General features: G+C 69.9%; 13 protein-coding genes. 10 read left to right on the top strand and 3 right to left on the bottom strand.

Going from position 1 to position 12,960, the window contains the following annotated elements:
* The first annotated feature begins 136 nt into the window (after nucleotides 1-136).
* Together ODJ79_RS41955 and tal are read left to right on the top strand one after the other, a co-directional pair.
* A complete protein-coding gene (locus tag ODJ79_RS41955; protein WP_263029298.1) occupies nucleotides 137-961 on the top strand; it encodes a rod shape-determining protein in 825 nt (274 codons plus the stop codon).
* A 521-nt stretch (nucleotides 962-1,482) separates the two neighbouring features.
* Entirely contained in the window at nucleotides 1,483-2,370 is an 888-nt protein-coding gene (gene tal, locus ODJ79_RS41950; RefSeq protein WP_263029297.1) for a transaldolase, read from the top strand.
* Nucleotides 2,371-2,666: 296 nt separating this feature from the next.
* On the opposite strand, the gene ODJ79_RS41945 is transcribed toward tal, so the two are convergent.
* The gene (locus ODJ79_RS41945) at nucleotides 2,667-3,269 is read right to left on the bottom strand and encodes a DUF2249 domain-containing protein (protein ID WP_263029296.1); all 603 of its coding nucleotides are present in this window, start codon (nucleotides 3,267-3,269) and stop codon (nucleotides 2,667-2,669) included.
* A 156-nt stretch (nucleotides 3,270-3,425) separates the two neighbouring features.
* Here ODJ79_RS41945 and ODJ79_RS41940 point away from each other — a divergent pair, with 156 nt between their 5' ends.
* The 6 genes from ODJ79_RS41940 to ODJ79_RS41915 all read left to right on the top strand — a co-directional run bounded on the left by ODJ79_RS41940 (nucleotide 3,426) and on the right by ODJ79_RS41915 (nucleotide 7,469).
* Nucleotides 3,426-4,094: a helix-turn-helix transcriptional regulator gene (locus ODJ79_RS41940; RefSeq protein WP_263029295.1), complete on the top strand. Its 669-nt coding sequence runs from the start codon at nucleotides 3,426-3,428 to the stop codon at nucleotides 4,092-4,094.
* The gene (locus tag ODJ79_RS41935) at nucleotides 4,094-4,426 is read left to right on the top strand and encodes a cupin domain-containing protein (protein ID WP_263029294.1); all 333 of its coding nucleotides are present in this window, start codon (nucleotides 4,094-4,096) and stop codon (nucleotides 4,424-4,426) included. Before ODJ79_RS41940 ends, ODJ79_RS41935 begins: the two co-directional genes overlap by 1 nt.
* A 104-nt stretch (nucleotides 4,427-4,530) precedes the next feature.
* The gene (locus ODJ79_RS41930) at nucleotides 4,531-4,989 is read left to right on the top strand and encodes a hypothetical protein (RefSeq protein WP_263029293.1); all 459 of its coding nucleotides are present in this window, start codon (nucleotides 4,531-4,533) and stop codon (nucleotides 4,987-4,989) included.
* Nucleotides 4,990-5,412: 423 nt separating this feature from the next.
* The gene (locus ODJ79_RS41925) at nucleotides 5,413-6,240 is read left to right on the top strand and encodes a universal stress protein (protein ID WP_263029292.1); all 828 of its coding nucleotides are present in this window, start codon (nucleotides 5,413-5,415) and stop codon (nucleotides 6,238-6,240) included.
* A 50-nt stretch (nucleotides 6,241-6,290) separates the two neighbouring features.
* Entirely contained in the window at nucleotides 6,291-6,626 is a 336-nt protein-coding gene (locus tag ODJ79_RS41920; protein WP_263029291.1) for a TraR/DksA family transcriptional regulator, read from the top strand.
* 516 nt (nucleotides 6,627-7,142) lie between these two features.
* Nucleotides 7,143-7,469 carry a TraR/DksA family transcriptional regulator gene (locus ODJ79_RS41915; RefSeq protein WP_263029290.1) on the top strand — a complete coding sequence of 109 codons (327 nt, stop codon included), beginning with the start codon at nucleotides 7,143-7,145 and terminating at the stop codon, nucleotides 7,467-7,469.
* 486 nt (nucleotides 7,470-7,955) lie between these two features.
* Here ODJ79_RS41915 and ODJ79_RS41910 read toward each other — a convergent pair whose 3' ends face one another.
* Together ODJ79_RS41910 and ODJ79_RS41905 are read right to left on the bottom strand one after the other, a co-directional pair.
* Nucleotides 7,956-9,620: a SigB/SigF/SigG family RNA polymerase sigma factor gene (locus tag ODJ79_RS41910; RefSeq protein WP_263029289.1), complete on the bottom strand. Its 1,665-nt coding sequence runs from the start codon at nucleotides 9,618-9,620 to the stop codon at nucleotides 7,956-7,958.
* Between the two features lie 261 nt (nucleotides 9,621-9,881).
* Nucleotides 9,882-10,334, bottom strand: a complete 453-nt coding sequence (locus ODJ79_RS41905; RefSeq protein WP_263029288.1) for an SPW repeat protein — start codon at nucleotides 10,332-10,334, stop codon at nucleotides 9,882-9,884.
* Nucleotides 10,335-10,573: 239 nt separating this feature from the next.
* Between ODJ79_RS41905 and ODJ79_RS41900 the strand changes: the two genes are divergently transcribed.
* Both ODJ79_RS41900 and ODJ79_RS41895 read left to right on the top strand, forming a co-directional pair.
* Nucleotides 10,574-11,941, top strand: a complete 1,368-nt coding sequence (locus ODJ79_RS41900) for an APC family permease (protein WP_317620749.1) — start codon at nucleotides 10,574-10,576, stop codon at nucleotides 11,939-11,941.
* 2 nt (nucleotides 11,942-11,943) lie between these two features.
* Nucleotides 11,944-12,807: a class II glutamine amidotransferase gene (locus tag ODJ79_RS41895; RefSeq protein WP_263029287.1), complete on the top strand. Its 864-nt coding sequence runs from the start codon at nucleotides 11,944-11,946 to the stop codon at nucleotides 12,805-12,807.
* Nucleotides 12,808-12,960: the final 153 nt, after the last annotated feature.

Below are 12,960 nucleotides of genomic sequence, written 5' to 3'. Positions count from 1 at the left end.
AGTCTTCCTGTGACGGCTCCTGTGGTTGCCCGAGCGGTCGCGCAGGCTGGAGATACAGCGGTCCCGCAGGCAAGGGAGGCAGTGACGACAGCGCGAGCAACGACCGTCTCAACGGAGTTCGAGAAATGAGGTCGGCATGTCCGTATTCACCACGATCGCCTCCGGCCGTTACCCGTGCAATGGCCCGGTGTCCGAGTCTCCCGCCGAGACCCAGGCGAGCGCTGAGACCTCGCCCACCGTGGTCGCCGCCATCCTCGGCAGCGGCCGAACGCAGGTGTGGGTGCCGGGCCGGGGAAGCCTGACCTGCCCGAGCGGCAACACCGTCGGTACCAGTCACGCACCGGTGCGCAGGGGACGCGTCGCCGACAGGCTCGGCTGCGTCGATCTTCTGGCGGACCTGATCCGACGATACCGCGATCCGATCCCGGCCGGCTCTGTCGTGGTGGTCTGCCGGCCCGTGCTCGCGACCATGGCGGAGCAGCACGTTCTGCGCCAGGTCGCCACAGCCGTGTTCGTGCCGTCGCGCGTGTTGTTCATCGACACGGTGCGAGCGGCAGCCATCGGCGCCGGCGGCGCCGCAGGCGCCCTACTCATCGCCGACATCGGCGCCGAACTCATCGAGGTGGCAGCCCTGCAGCACGGCAGGGTGAAGGCGGCGCGCCGCATGGACCTCGGCACCCGCGACCTCAAGCGTGGCGCCCCCATCGAAGCGCTCGCCCACGCCACCACCCGGATGGTCAACGAACTGCGCCTGGAGCCTGCCACCAAGGCGCTTGTCACCGCCGCGTTGACGCGCGGCCTCATGGTCGTTGGCGACGGCGCCCTGATTCCCAGCCTGATGTTGCAGATCACCGCGGACCTCCGCATCCCAGTGCGGTCGGCGGCCGCACCACGAACCGCAGCGCTCAACGGCGCGGGCCTGGCCGCCATGGCCGCAGCCCGCGACCCTTCAAGCCGATGAGCGACCAGTACAGCGACCCCTGCATCGGCAATTCAGCGGTCAACCGATCGTGCACCTAACGGCCGATGGCCGGCCCGCCCGGCCAGTCACCGCTGGGGCACGGCTCAACCGACGATGTACGCCGTCGGTGTGATCGCGATGTTGGTAGGGATCCTCGTGCCGGCCCAATGAAGTGCGGCCGGCCCAGGCCAGCCGACCTGCCCGTCGCCGGCAGCACGCCACTGCCCACCCGCCCAGCCGAAGAGGGGAACCGATGACCGTGATGGAGCGGCTCAACACTGAGTACGGCCAGAGTCCGTGGCTCGACAACCTCACTCGGGGCTACCTGCGTGAGGGCACCTTGGCTCGCCTGGTCGGCGAAGGGATTCGCGGCGTGACCGCCAACCCGACCATCGTCGCCAAGGCAATCGCCGGCTCGCGCGATTACGACAAGCAGTTCTTCGCGCTGACCGCCAGCCGGCCGTCCGCTGCAGGACGCGTACTGGCAGCTGGCCGTCGACGACATCACCGCCGCGCTGGCGGTGCTGCGCCCAGCGTTCGACACCAGCGGCGGCATCGACGGTTTCGCCTCCATCGAGGTAGCAGCCGAACTGGCCCGCGACACCGAGGCCACGGTGATGGCCGCCCGCGCACTGCACGAGCGGATCGCGGCACCCAACCTGTTCGTGAAGATCCCGGCGACCGCCGAGGGTGTACCTGCCGTCCGGGCGATGATCGCCGAGGGACGCAGCACCAACATCACCCTGATCTTCGGGCTCAGCCGGTACGCACAGGTCATCGAGGCGTACCTGTCCGGGCTCGAAGCGTTCGTCGGGCGCGGCGGCGACCCGTCGCGCGTGCGCAGCGTTGCTTCCTTCTTCGTCAGCCGGGTCGACACCGAGCTCGACCGGCGTCTGGAGGCGGCCGGCACGCCGGAGGCGTTGGCGTTGCGCGGCCAGGCGGCGATCGCCCAGGCCAAGCTCGCCTACCGGCTGTTCCGGGAGCGCTTCGCCGGCCAGCGGTGGCAACGGCTGGCCGCGCTCGGGGCGCGCCCGCAACGGCCGCTGTGGGCGTCCACCTCCACCAAGAATCCCGCCTATTCCGACACCCGCTACGTCGACCACCTGATCGGCCCGGACACGGTCAACACCCTGCCCGAGCGCACCATCGCCGCGTTCACCGACCACGGCAGGCTGGCCCGCACCATCGACACCGGAGTCGACGAAGCCGCCGCGGTGATGCGCCGGCTCGCCGGGGCCGGCATCGACATGCACGACATCGGCATCACCCTCGAAGATCAAGGCGTGGCCGCCTTCCGCGCCTCCACGCAACAGGTCCTCGCCGCGCTGGCGGCCAAGGCCGGTCAGCTCAGCAACCGCCGAAATGCAGGGCAGCTTTCGGTCTGCGCACGCCCGCACCGACGGTGGTGACGGTTACGGTCCACGCGGCGGGCAATGATCCGCCTCGCCCTCCGCCGGCGCTTGCGCCCGATTCGCCACGCGAACCGAGGGCCGGACGCGACGCGCGGTCTTCTTCCCCCTCGCCGCCGACCGGGTGGTTGTGCCGGTCGGCGGCGAACGATCACCACCAAGGCAAGAGGCGTCCTGCGGCCAGTCCAGCGACACCAGGTGAACACCGCCCGTGGCCCGCCGATCGCCCCCGGCGTCGGCGGGAGGGCCGAGCTGTTCCTTGGATCGCCATTGACGGCACGCTCATCGTCCTGCGTTCATCGCGGCCCTGCGGCCCGGCCGGCATCGATGAGCAGTGCCTGTCGGCGCTGGTGCACAGTCAGATAGCGCAGGCCCTCGACGCCGGCGGTGAAGCGCCGGCGTGAACGGCGCGGCATCCACAGCAGGACACCGGGTGTGAGATCGACCGTGCCGAGTTCGGTCTCCAAGTGGCCGCTGCCGGCCAAAACGTGGATGAGAACATCCAGGTCGGGTCCGGCGTGGGCATCGATCGTCTGCCCCGGGGGCAGGGCGATGACGTTGGCGTCGAGGTCCCGCTCACGGCCCTGCAGCTTCCACACCGCTCCGGTGACATCGGCGGCAATCGTGTCAGCGGTGATCGTGGCGGTGTCGACCAGTACCCGCGGGAGCGGGGTGCTGGCCAACTTGGTGATCTTGATCCGCCAGTCACGCATCTCACGGTTGAGGTATTCCCAGCAGTAGCTACCGGCGTGGTCCGCCTCGAACTCCTCGTGCAGATGCTGCGGATCGTGGTCATTCACCAGGACAAACGATGCGCCGACGGGCAATGCGGCGTAGGTCGTGAAGATCATGGGGTGCTTGTCAGGCTTGCGCATCCCGCGCACGTCCAGTTCCTGCACGTCGGGGCTGCTTGCGGTCGTCGACGACAACACGGTTCTCCTGCCCTCAGGTTTATACAACTCACTGTTGTGTAAACTCTAGGCCGTGACCTACGCGATCGCCCAACCGGACTCGACGCATCGTGCGCGCCGCCCAGCAGAGACCCAGGGGTCGCGATGACGACACCGCAGCCGGATCGGCAAGCCTCCCGACGTCGTGGACAGGTATTGCGGCTGCTGAGAATCGCGGACAGGCCCATGGCGATCGCCGAGATCGCCCAACGTCTGGGAATCCACGTCAACACCGCACGATTCCATCTGGAGACTCTGGTCAGCAACGGCCAGGTCGAGCGCACGACCGCCGACTCCGGCAGCCCGGGACGTCCACCCCAATTGTTCCAAGCGGTGCGGCGCATGGATCCGATGGGTACGCGGCATTTCCGGGTCCTCGCCGAGGTGCTCGCCGGGGCGATCGACACCGACGCCGATCCAGGCGACCGAATTCTGCGGGCCGGGCAGCAGTGGGGACTGCGCCAGGCGTCCACGGCCGCCGGGCCTGGAAAAGCATCAGGACCGGCCGAGCCCGTCGATCGACTGATGCGGCTGCTCGACGAGCTGGGTTTCGCACCCGAGCGCGACGACAGCGACGGGCGGCGGGTCGGCCTGCGGCAGTGCCCGTTCCTCGAGCTCGCGGTCAGCCGGTCGGACGTGGTCTGTCCGGCCCACCTGGGCCTGATGCAGGGAGCGATGCAAGCGTGGGAGTCACCGATCACGGTCGAGCGACTCCACCCCTTTGTCGAACCAGACTTGTGTATGGCTCACCTCGGCCCGGCAGGAGAATCATGATGGGCGTTGTGTCGTTGTCCGCTCTGGCGGCCGAGCAGATTGCCGCGGCTCATGCCTCGCCGGCCGGCCGTAGCGCGCGAACCGTCCACGGCGGTCATGCGCTGCGCCAGACGCTACTTGCCCTGGTCGCCGGCCGGGCGCTCGGCGAGCACGAAAGCCCCGGGGAGGCGACGCTGCACGTGCTGGCCGGGCGGGTGCGCCTCAGTGCCGGAGACGACTGCTGGGAAGCGGCCACCGGTGACCATCTGGACATCCCGCCGACCCGCCATGATCTGGCCGCCATCGACGACTCCGCGGTACTGCTGAGCGTTGTCACGGCGGCCCGAGCGTGACCGCGTCGTCGGAACCGGCCGGGATGCACGACGCGCCGGCGCCCAGTGGTAACGCGGCAGCGCGGTCCCACCCAGGGCACGGTTGGCAACCGAAACCGGCAGCCGTGCTGACCGCGATCGGCCTCTGTTCGATCGTGCTCGGTGGCCTTGTCGCCGCGGTCACCGGGCCGCTCGATCTGGCGCACGGCAGCTGGCTCGCGGCCTATCTGGTGCTGGTCGGTGGCGTGGCGCAGTGGGCCATGGGAAATGCCCGGCAGCGGCGACCCGAGGTGAGACAGCCGCGCCGCGGTTGGGCACAGATCGGATGCTGGAACGTCGGCAACCTCCTGGTGATCGCCGCAACCCTGGCCGGTGAACCCTGGCTGGTTGATCTCGGCTCGATCCTTCTGTTCGTCGCCTTGGCGATCGCGTGGCACGCCGCGCGACCCGCTGCCGGTATGGCAGCTCACTCGGCTCCGGCCCGGGCGCCAATGCTTTTCGACCGTGCCTACCGGATGGTGCTGCTCGTGCTGGCGGCAAGCATCCCGGTCGGCATGATGCTGTCCCAATTGCGGCACTCCTAAGCGTCATCCCGTGGCGCCGGGCGGCCGCCCACAGGTGCCGAGAGGCAGGCGCAACGGTGGGCAGGTCAAGCAGGCATACGCGTCGAGCGGAACCCAGTTACAGCTCGTCGAACGCGCGCTCCGCGTAGCCAGCCTGGAACCGAAGCGGTACAAGCGGAGCGACCTGAGCCCTGCGCCGAGCATTGCCAGGTCCAACCGGGCCATCGGGAACAGGACGCGAGAACCGGCACGGCCGCACGCTTACCTGCCGACGCCCGGCAATGTTGCGGGCCGAACAATGACCGCTGCGATACCTGTCGACCTTCGGCCAGCGGCGCGACAGTGGAGGCAGCCACGCGCGACCCGCCGGAACTTCCATCGTCAGCCGTTCCGGCACGCGCGAACATCCGCTCACCATCGAGCAGCCTTACGAGGAGGTACGCAATGAACACCCGCGTGGTCGCCGGCTTCGACGGATCGGCTGCTGCCACCGCTGCCCTGCGGTATGGCGCCCGGCAGGCCGCACGGCGCGGTAGCGAGCTGCGAATCGTGCACGCGTTCGGCTGGTCGGTCCTGATGGCTCCAATGTATCCGCCGTATTTGGACGTCGACCGCGCCCCGCGGGACGCATTGCTGGACATGCTCGCCGCGACGGCGGCCGCCGTGCGAAACGAGTTCCCGGATCTGCCGGTGACCACCCGGCTGGTCGACGGCTCAGCCGCCGCGGTGCTGATCGATGCCTCACGTGAGGCGCAGTTACTGGTGGTCGGCCATCGTGGCACCGGCGGATTCGCCGGTCTGCTCGCCGGGTCCACCGCCACACAGCTCGCCGGTCACGCGTCCTGCCCGGTCACCGTGGTACGGGACGCGAACGCCGCCGAGGGCGCGATGATAGTTCTCGGCATGGACGGCTCGCCGCACGCGCTGGCCGCTGCGGACGTCGCGTTCGCCGAAGCCCGCCGGCAGGACGCCGAACTGGTGATCATCTCCCAGGGCCAGGCTCCGTCGGAGACCGGGCCGGATGCGGTCACGGCACAGGTCGAACAGCTCGCCCGGCAGTACAGTGACGTCAAATACCGCCGCGATTCCGCCGACGGCGCCACGGCGGCGGCTGCCTTGATCGACGCCGCGAACCGGCTGCGCGCCGGCATGATCGTTGTCGGCTCCCGCGGCCATGGCGGGTTCCGCGGCCTGATCACAGGCTCAACATCGCGTGCCCTCGTCGACCACGCCGGCTGCCCGGTCACCGTCGTGCCATCCTCCACCGCCTGACTCCCGTGCAACGCGCTACCAGATCGGCTTGAGCCGAAGGAGAATGATCGATGTCGACACGTACGGCGCCACCGCCGATCGGCGTAACTGACAAGGAACGCGACATCAAGGCGCTGGCCTGGGATCTGACGGTGCACCAGCTGCACAAGGCGTTCGCCCGGTGCGCGCTCCCGACCCCGGATCAGGCCGACGAGACCGGACTTTCCGAAGAGCTCGCCCGGGTGCGGCTGGCCGCGGCACGACATGCCGTCGACGACGTCCGGGCCGCCCTGCGATGCATCGAGTCCGGCAGCTACGGCATGTGCCAGCAGTGCGGGTACATGATCGCGACCGACCGCATGCGGGACCGGCCCACCACCCGCTGGTGCGCTGTCTGCCAGGTATAGCCCGATCCCAGCCGCCTCGCTCTGCAGAGACAGGAGGAACCACGGTGGGAACTCCCACGCAGCCGACGCGCGCTGAAGCCGTCGTCGTGACGGCAGGACCGTCACCGCCCAAGGCCCCGACCCAGGACCCGCGAACCGATGAAGGCGACATCGTCGAAATCTGGGGGCGGGACTCCTTTCCTGCCAGCGACCCGCCTGCCAACTGGTGACGCCGGCGAGCAGGTCACCGCGATCCTGGACGCCGTCGTAACCCAGGCGCGCAGCTGCGCCTTGGACGTCCGCGTATGGGGCTCCGCGGTCGTCGGCGAGCCGGTGCCGGTGCTGCTGGCGGCTGCCGCCCGCGCGGACCTGCTGATCGTCGGGGGCCGTGATCGCGGCGATCACGGCCCATGCTCAGCGCCGAACCAGCCAGGCTGCACCACGCCGATTGTCCCCTGATGATCGCTCGAAACCATGACTGATCCGACAACGGCACGCTTGGCTAGGCTTGGCACTGCCGCGGCCTACGCTGAGGGAATGGTCCGGGATGAGCTGCTGCAACTGCGAGCGAGCGCGGAGGCCGAGGCAGCGACGTTGGCCGCGGACCTGGGGGCGCTGTTCGCGGCATCGCAAGATTCGAACGCCGACGACGAGCACGACCCGGAGGGCGCCACCATTGGCTTCGAACGTGCCCAGCTGACCGCGCTGCTGGCCGCGTCGCGAGAGCGGATCGGCGAGATCAACGGCGCGTTGCGCCGGGTGGACGAGGCGACCTACGGCATCTGCGAACGATGCAGGCAGCCGATCGCTGAGGAACGCCTTGCCGTGCGGCCGTTCGCCCGCTGCTGCATGGCATGCGCATAGGACACGCATACGCGGGCCGCGATCAGACGCGCTCGATTGCCGCCGGCTGCATTTGCCATCAGGCCGGTCAGGAGGGCGCTCGTGTCGTGGTCGAGCTCGCCGTCGACTATCAGCCGGGATACGCCGTCCCCGCACGTGCCAGTCGCGCGGTTCTCGCCGAGACAACGTCGCCCACCCTGCTCAGGTGGCGGTGGCGGGTAGTCGGTCATGGCCCTGGACGTGCATCACTTCCACGCCCTCGCGTGGAAGCCAGGGCTGCCGCCGGTCCGGCAGCACGAACTGCGACATCGAGCGGCTAACCGCGGCACCTCCCCACTTCGTCAGTCCAGGCCGCCGAGACCTTCGCTGTTGACTTTGGCCTTGCTCAAGGCGCAGGGGTGGTCGCATGAGGTTCGTAAAGGCCCTGCGGGGCCGGCTGGCCGGCCGTTGTCGCCAGGGGAGTTCGCCGGTGATCGCGGCCGGCACCTCGGGCCCCTGGTGGGGTATTTAGGGTGATCTTCCCGGTGGCCCGGGTGGTGGCGCTTCTGCTCCGGTTGAGGGCTTCTTCGGATCATGGTCGATGGGGGCGTGCTCGGGTTCTGAGCCGACGGCTGGTTGCGGCGAGCGACGTGGCCACGGCTGCCTCCGTGAGGGCGGCTGTGCGCCATCCCTGCGGGGTCGTCGCGTACCAGGCCGTCGAGAGCCGTACCAGTCCGGATTGCCGCTCGGGACGGCACCGTGGCGGTCACGGCTGGGTTCGGGGGTTGGTGCCTGTCGAGGATCCGGGCGGTCCTCATCGGGGTCGTGGGTGGGTCGCGGATGGCGGTGACCGGCGGGGCCTCGGGCAGGGGTGCAGAGGCCCATGTCGACCGGGCGGTGGCCGTCGCCGTGATCGGTGGGGTCGGCGGTGCCGTCTTTGGACGCGGTGAGGTGGTGCGTGAGCTGTCTGGGCGCGTCTGGCCGGCTCGCCTGCGGTGACGCCGGTGGTGTCGCCGGTCGGCGGTGTGCGTCGGCGATGGGCTCGGTGGCGTTGTGTGCTGTGGCCCGGTGGGAGGGTCGGCAGGGGAAGAGTCGGGTGACGCCGAGTCGGCGGAGGCGCTCGAACAGGACGGGGTCGATGCCGGTCACCATGAACGTGGTACCGCTGTGTCCGGTGGCGCGGTGGCCGTCGACGAGAGCGCGGACGATGGCGCCGTCGGCCTGGCCTGCTCGGGTCAGGTCGACGATGAGTCGCCGGGGTCGGGTCCGCACGGCGGTGTCGACGAGGGTGTCACGCAGTCGCGCGGCCGATGCCTGGTCGAGGTCGCCGGTGACGGTGACGGCGGTATGGCCTGCTGTGGTGGCGGCGGTGATCTGGGCTGTGGTGGCCGGTGCAGGGGTGTCGTCATCGCCGTCGAGTTGCCGGTGCAGCGTGTGCAGGGTGCGCCGCAGCAGGCGGGAAACCTGCATCTGGGATACGCCGAGGGAGTGGGCAATCTGTTCCTGGGTGGCGTCGCCGAAGAAGTAGCGGGTCAGGACGTACTGTTCGAGTTCGGGGAGTCGGCGGAGCAGTTCGCGCAGGGCGAGACGGTCGCATGCGCCGGCGAGGTCGGCGTCGTCCTGTCCGAGCAGGTCCTGCAGTTCGGCGGAGTCGTCGGTGTCGGACACGCGCGCGTTGAGCGAGTCGACGTCGTAGGCGCTGGCCGCGATCCAGGTTTCCACGACTTCGTCCTGGGGGCCGCCCAGTGCCTGGGCGAGCTCGGCGATCGTCGGCTGGCGGCGCAGGGTCTGGTGCAGTTGGGCGCGGACGCGGCCGAATTCCAGGCATCGCTCTTGCAGTTGGCGGCCGACGTGCACGCGCCAGCCCTTGTCGCGGAAGTGTCGCTTCAGCTCGCCGGTCACGGTCGGGATCAGATAGCCGAAGAAGGGTTTGCCTCGCCGCGGGTCGAAGCCGTTGACGGCTTTGACCAGTCCCAGCGCGGCGACCTGCTCGAGGACGTCGTCGTCCTGCCCGCGGAGGCGGTAGCGGTGCGCCAATCGGGTGGCGAACGGGAGGTTGTCGGCGATGATCTGTTCCCTTACCCGGCGACGCTCCTGCGGTCCGATGCCGGGGGCGTGCATGCGGGCGAACAGTGCCATGGTCGCTGCCTCGACATGGTCGACCCCGTCTGGCGTTGCCTGCTCAACTGTCATGGGGCTCTCCGAGGATGGCCTGGCGGTGCGGCACGGCTGAGCGCGGCGTCGGGTCCGGGCGACGTCGCCGGTCCTGATCGTTGGCGCGATGCCGGCCCAGCTTCTACCCGCCGGTAGTTCCCGAAGGATGCGGCCGGCCCGCCGTGACGCCCGGCTTTACCGGTGGGATCCCCGCCCGCGGGCGGGCCAAACGCGGGCCGGCAGTGATCTGCGTCCGATCATGGCGATGGCGGGTGCCGGAGCACCCGCCATCGTAGTTACCTAGCGTCGCCGGTTCGCTGTCTTGGTGGAGCCGCCCAACAGGATAACGCCGGCCGCAACGCCGAGCACGGCGATGATGACGCCGGTGATCAGGTTGTTGACCCAGATCCCGGCGACGGCGCCGGACTGGTGGATGATCCACTGGGAGACCGCTGCCCAGACTCCGATGATCGCGGTGGCCCAGCTCAGCCGGACCATGCGTTGGGGCATGAGCGTCAGCCCGAGCGACACCACCGCGACCGCCAGGCCGAGGACCAGGTTGTTGACTGTGATGGCGGGGTCGGTGCCGTTGAAGTGGATGACCCACGGCGAGATGGCCAGCCACAGTCCGGCGAGCAGTACCAGGCCGTCGGTGATGACGGCCGGGCCGCTCGCGGACACCCGTTCGTAGCGTTCGCGCAGCTCCAGGAGATCGGGATGATCGGCCATCGCGAATCGGGTTGTCTCTGACACGAATGTCACCTCCAACACAACAAGGGTGGACACAGCGCCTACCCCCCGGTGTCGGCCGGTAACAGGTAGCAGACGGGTTTCTCCGCCGCCGGGACCGGCTTTGCGCGGACGGCAGCCTCAGTTCGAGTGAGAGCCCGCCCCCGGCGTGGGCCATCCGATCGTCCGGCTGGGCCTGATCCGTTTGCGTGTCCGGAGTCCGGGAAGGCGAGACAGATCAATGAGATGCCCAGGAGGAACCCGTGGCCGGTGATACTCGAACACGACACAGCAGCGCCGGTCCCCGGACCGGGTCGATCGGCCTGGTGTCCTGCGTGGCGTTCGCGGTGGGCACCATGGTCGGCGCCGGGGTGTTCGTGCTGTCCGGTCTGGCGGTGCAGCGGTCCGGCCCGGCGGCCATGGCGGCGTTCGTCCTCGCCGGCGTCCTGGTGCTGCTGTCCGCGCTGTCGTTCGCGGTGGTCGCGAGCCTCGCGCCACCGGGCGGATCGGGATACGCCTACGTGGGGCAGGCCCTCGGCCGGCGCTGGGGGTTCCTCACCTCGTGGGCCTTCTGGCTCGGCGGCGTGATCGGCGTGGCGTTCGTGCTCAATGCCTTCGGCAGCTACCTGCACGACTTCTTCGTCTCCGCGCTGCCGGCCACCCTGGTCGCGGTGGCCGCGGTCGTGGTGATCGCGCTGCTGAACCTCGGTCCGGCCAGTCTCATCGGCCGGGCCGAGACCGCGCTGGTCGTCGTGAAAGTCGCCATCCTGGTCCTGCTGATCGTGTTCGCGTTCCTGCACCTCGGCCGGGCTCGGTTCACCCCGTTCGCGCCGCACGGCGCCGGCTCGGTGGTCACCACCAGCGCCCTGCTGTTCATCGCCTACCTCGGGTTCAACGTCGTCACCAACATGGCCGGCGAGGTCGACCGGCCGCAGCGCACCATTCCGCTGGCCATCCTGCTGAGCATGGGCATCGTCGCGCTGATCTACCTCGGCGTGGTCGTCGCGCTGCTCGCCGGGCAGATCAGCACCTACGACGAGGCCAGCGTCGGCACCGCCGCCAAGCACCTGATCGGCACCTGGGGCGGCATCCTCATCCCGATCGGCGCCCTGATCTCCACCCTGTCGGCGGCCAACGCGAACATGCTCGGCTCCTCGGAGATCATGGTCAGGCTCGCCGCCGACCGGCAGGTCCCCACCGTGGCCGGTCGCCTCTGGCATGGCCACCCCGCCGTCAGCGTGCTCGCCGGCGCCGTCACCGCCGTCATCCTTGTCCTCACCGGCGGCATCCAGGTGATCGTCGCGCTCGGCAACGTCGCCGCCATCGTGGCCATGGTCCTGGTGAACGCGGCCGCGTTCCAGGCGCAGCGGCGGGAGCACCGCGCCGGGATCCGGCTGCCCGCCGGACCGCTGCTGCCCGCCCTCGGGCTGCTCGCCGCGCTGGCCCAACTCGTGTTCATCGGCTGGTGGCAGACCCTGCTCGGGCTCGTCCTGGTCGCCGCCGGTCTTGGCCTGCACGCCCTGCGCGGCCACCACCAGGACCAGCACCGCGCCGTCATCACCGACCACCTGAGCCGCAACGCCGGACCGGCCGGACGGGCCCTGCGGCGGCACCCCGTGAAGGAGGCCTGAGCATGTGCCGGCTGTTCGGCATGACCGCCGCACCACGTCGCGTCCAAGCCACGTTCTGGCTGCTGGACGCCGCCGACAGTCTCGCCGTGCAGAGCCGTCGTGAGCCCGACGGCGTGGGCCTCGGGATCTTCCGCGACGACGGCACGCCGGAGGTCCACAAGGCGCCCGTCGCGGCCTACCGCGACACCGCCTTTGCCCGCGAAGCCCGCGAACTGCGCGCGGCCACCTTCATCGCGCACATCCGGTATGCCTCCACCGGCGGTCTCACCCCCGACAACACCCACCCGTTCTGCCAGCACGACCGGCTCCTGGCCCACAACGGCGTCGTCGGCGACCTGCCGAAGCTCGAGGACCAGCTCGGCGGCGCGATGAAGCTCGTACACGGCGACACCGACTCCGAACGGCTGTTCGCCCTCATCACCAGCCACGCCGAACAGACCGGCGACCTCGGGGAAGCGATCACCCGCGCGGTCGGCTGGGTCGCGGCCAACCTTCCCGTGTACGCCGTCAACCTTGTCATGACCACCGCCACCGACCTGTGGGCGCTGCGCTACCCCGAAACCCACCAGTTGTACGTCTTGGACCGCGCCGCCGGTGGCCCGACCGGCACCCACCACCTGGAACACGCCAGCGCCGCCGGCACCGTACGCGTGCGCTCCGCCGACCTCACCACCACCCCGGCAGTCGTGGTCGCCTCCGAACGCATGGACGAAGACCCCGGCTGGCGAGCCTTGCAGCCCGGCGAACTGCTGCACGTCGCCCCCGGCCGGCACATCACCAGCACCATCGCGCTCGACCAGCCACCAGCACACCAACTCTCGCTGGCCGACCTCGGCGCCCACGCCCAGGCCTCACAACAGCCGTAGCCCAGCGGGGTGGTGTCCAGGTGCCGGCGGAACGCGGCTTGCAACGCGCGGACACCGAGGCCGGCAGCCTCGCCAATTTTGTCCAGGCTGACCGGTTCGGCGGCGTGCGCGTCGATGTAGGCGACCGCGCGGCGCACCGCGGCCGGTGCAACC

The sequence above is a fragment of the Actinoplanes sp. KI2 genome (assembly GCF_025630775.1).
Lineage (GTDB): Bacteria > Actinomycetota > Actinomycetes > Mycobacteriales > Micromonosporaceae > Actinoplanes.
This window is presented reverse-complemented; position numbering and strand designations above follow the sequence as displayed.

What these genes read in the sequence shown, in the direction of transcription:
- ODJ79_RS41955 (WP_263029298.1), top strand. Translation starts at nt 137, where the DNA reads ATGTCCGTATTCACCACGATCGCCTCCGGCCGTTACCCGTGCAATGGC.
- ODJ79_RS41940 (WP_263029295.1), top strand. Translation starts at nt 3,426, where the DNA reads ATGACGACACCGCAGCCGGATCGGCAAGCCTCCCGACGTCGTGGACAG.
- ODJ79_RS41935 (WP_263029294.1), top strand. Translation starts at nt 4,094, where the DNA reads ATGGGCGTTGTGTCGTTGTCCGCTCTGGCGGCCGAGCAGATTGCCGCG.
- ODJ79_RS41925 (WP_263029292.1), top strand. Translation starts at nt 5,413, where the DNA reads ATGAACACCCGCGTGGTCGCCGGCTTCGACGGATCGGCTGCTGCCACC.
- ODJ79_RS41920 (WP_263029291.1), top strand. Translation starts at nt 6,291, where the DNA reads ATGTCGACACGTACGGCGCCACCGCCGATCGGCGTAACTGACAAGGAA.
- ODJ79_RS41915 (WP_263029290.1), top strand. Translation starts at nt 7,143, where the DNA reads ATGGTCCGGGATGAGCTGCTGCAACTGCGAGCGAGCGCGGAGGCCGAG.
- ODJ79_RS41910 (WP_263029289.1), bottom strand. Translation starts at nt 9,620, where the DNA reads ATGACAGTTGAGCAGGCAACGCCAGACGGGGTCGACCATGTCGAGGCA.
- ODJ79_RS41895 (WP_263029287.1), top strand. Translation starts at nt 11,944, where the DNA reads ATGTGCCGGCTGTTCGGCATGACCGCCGCACCACGTCGCGTCCAAGCC.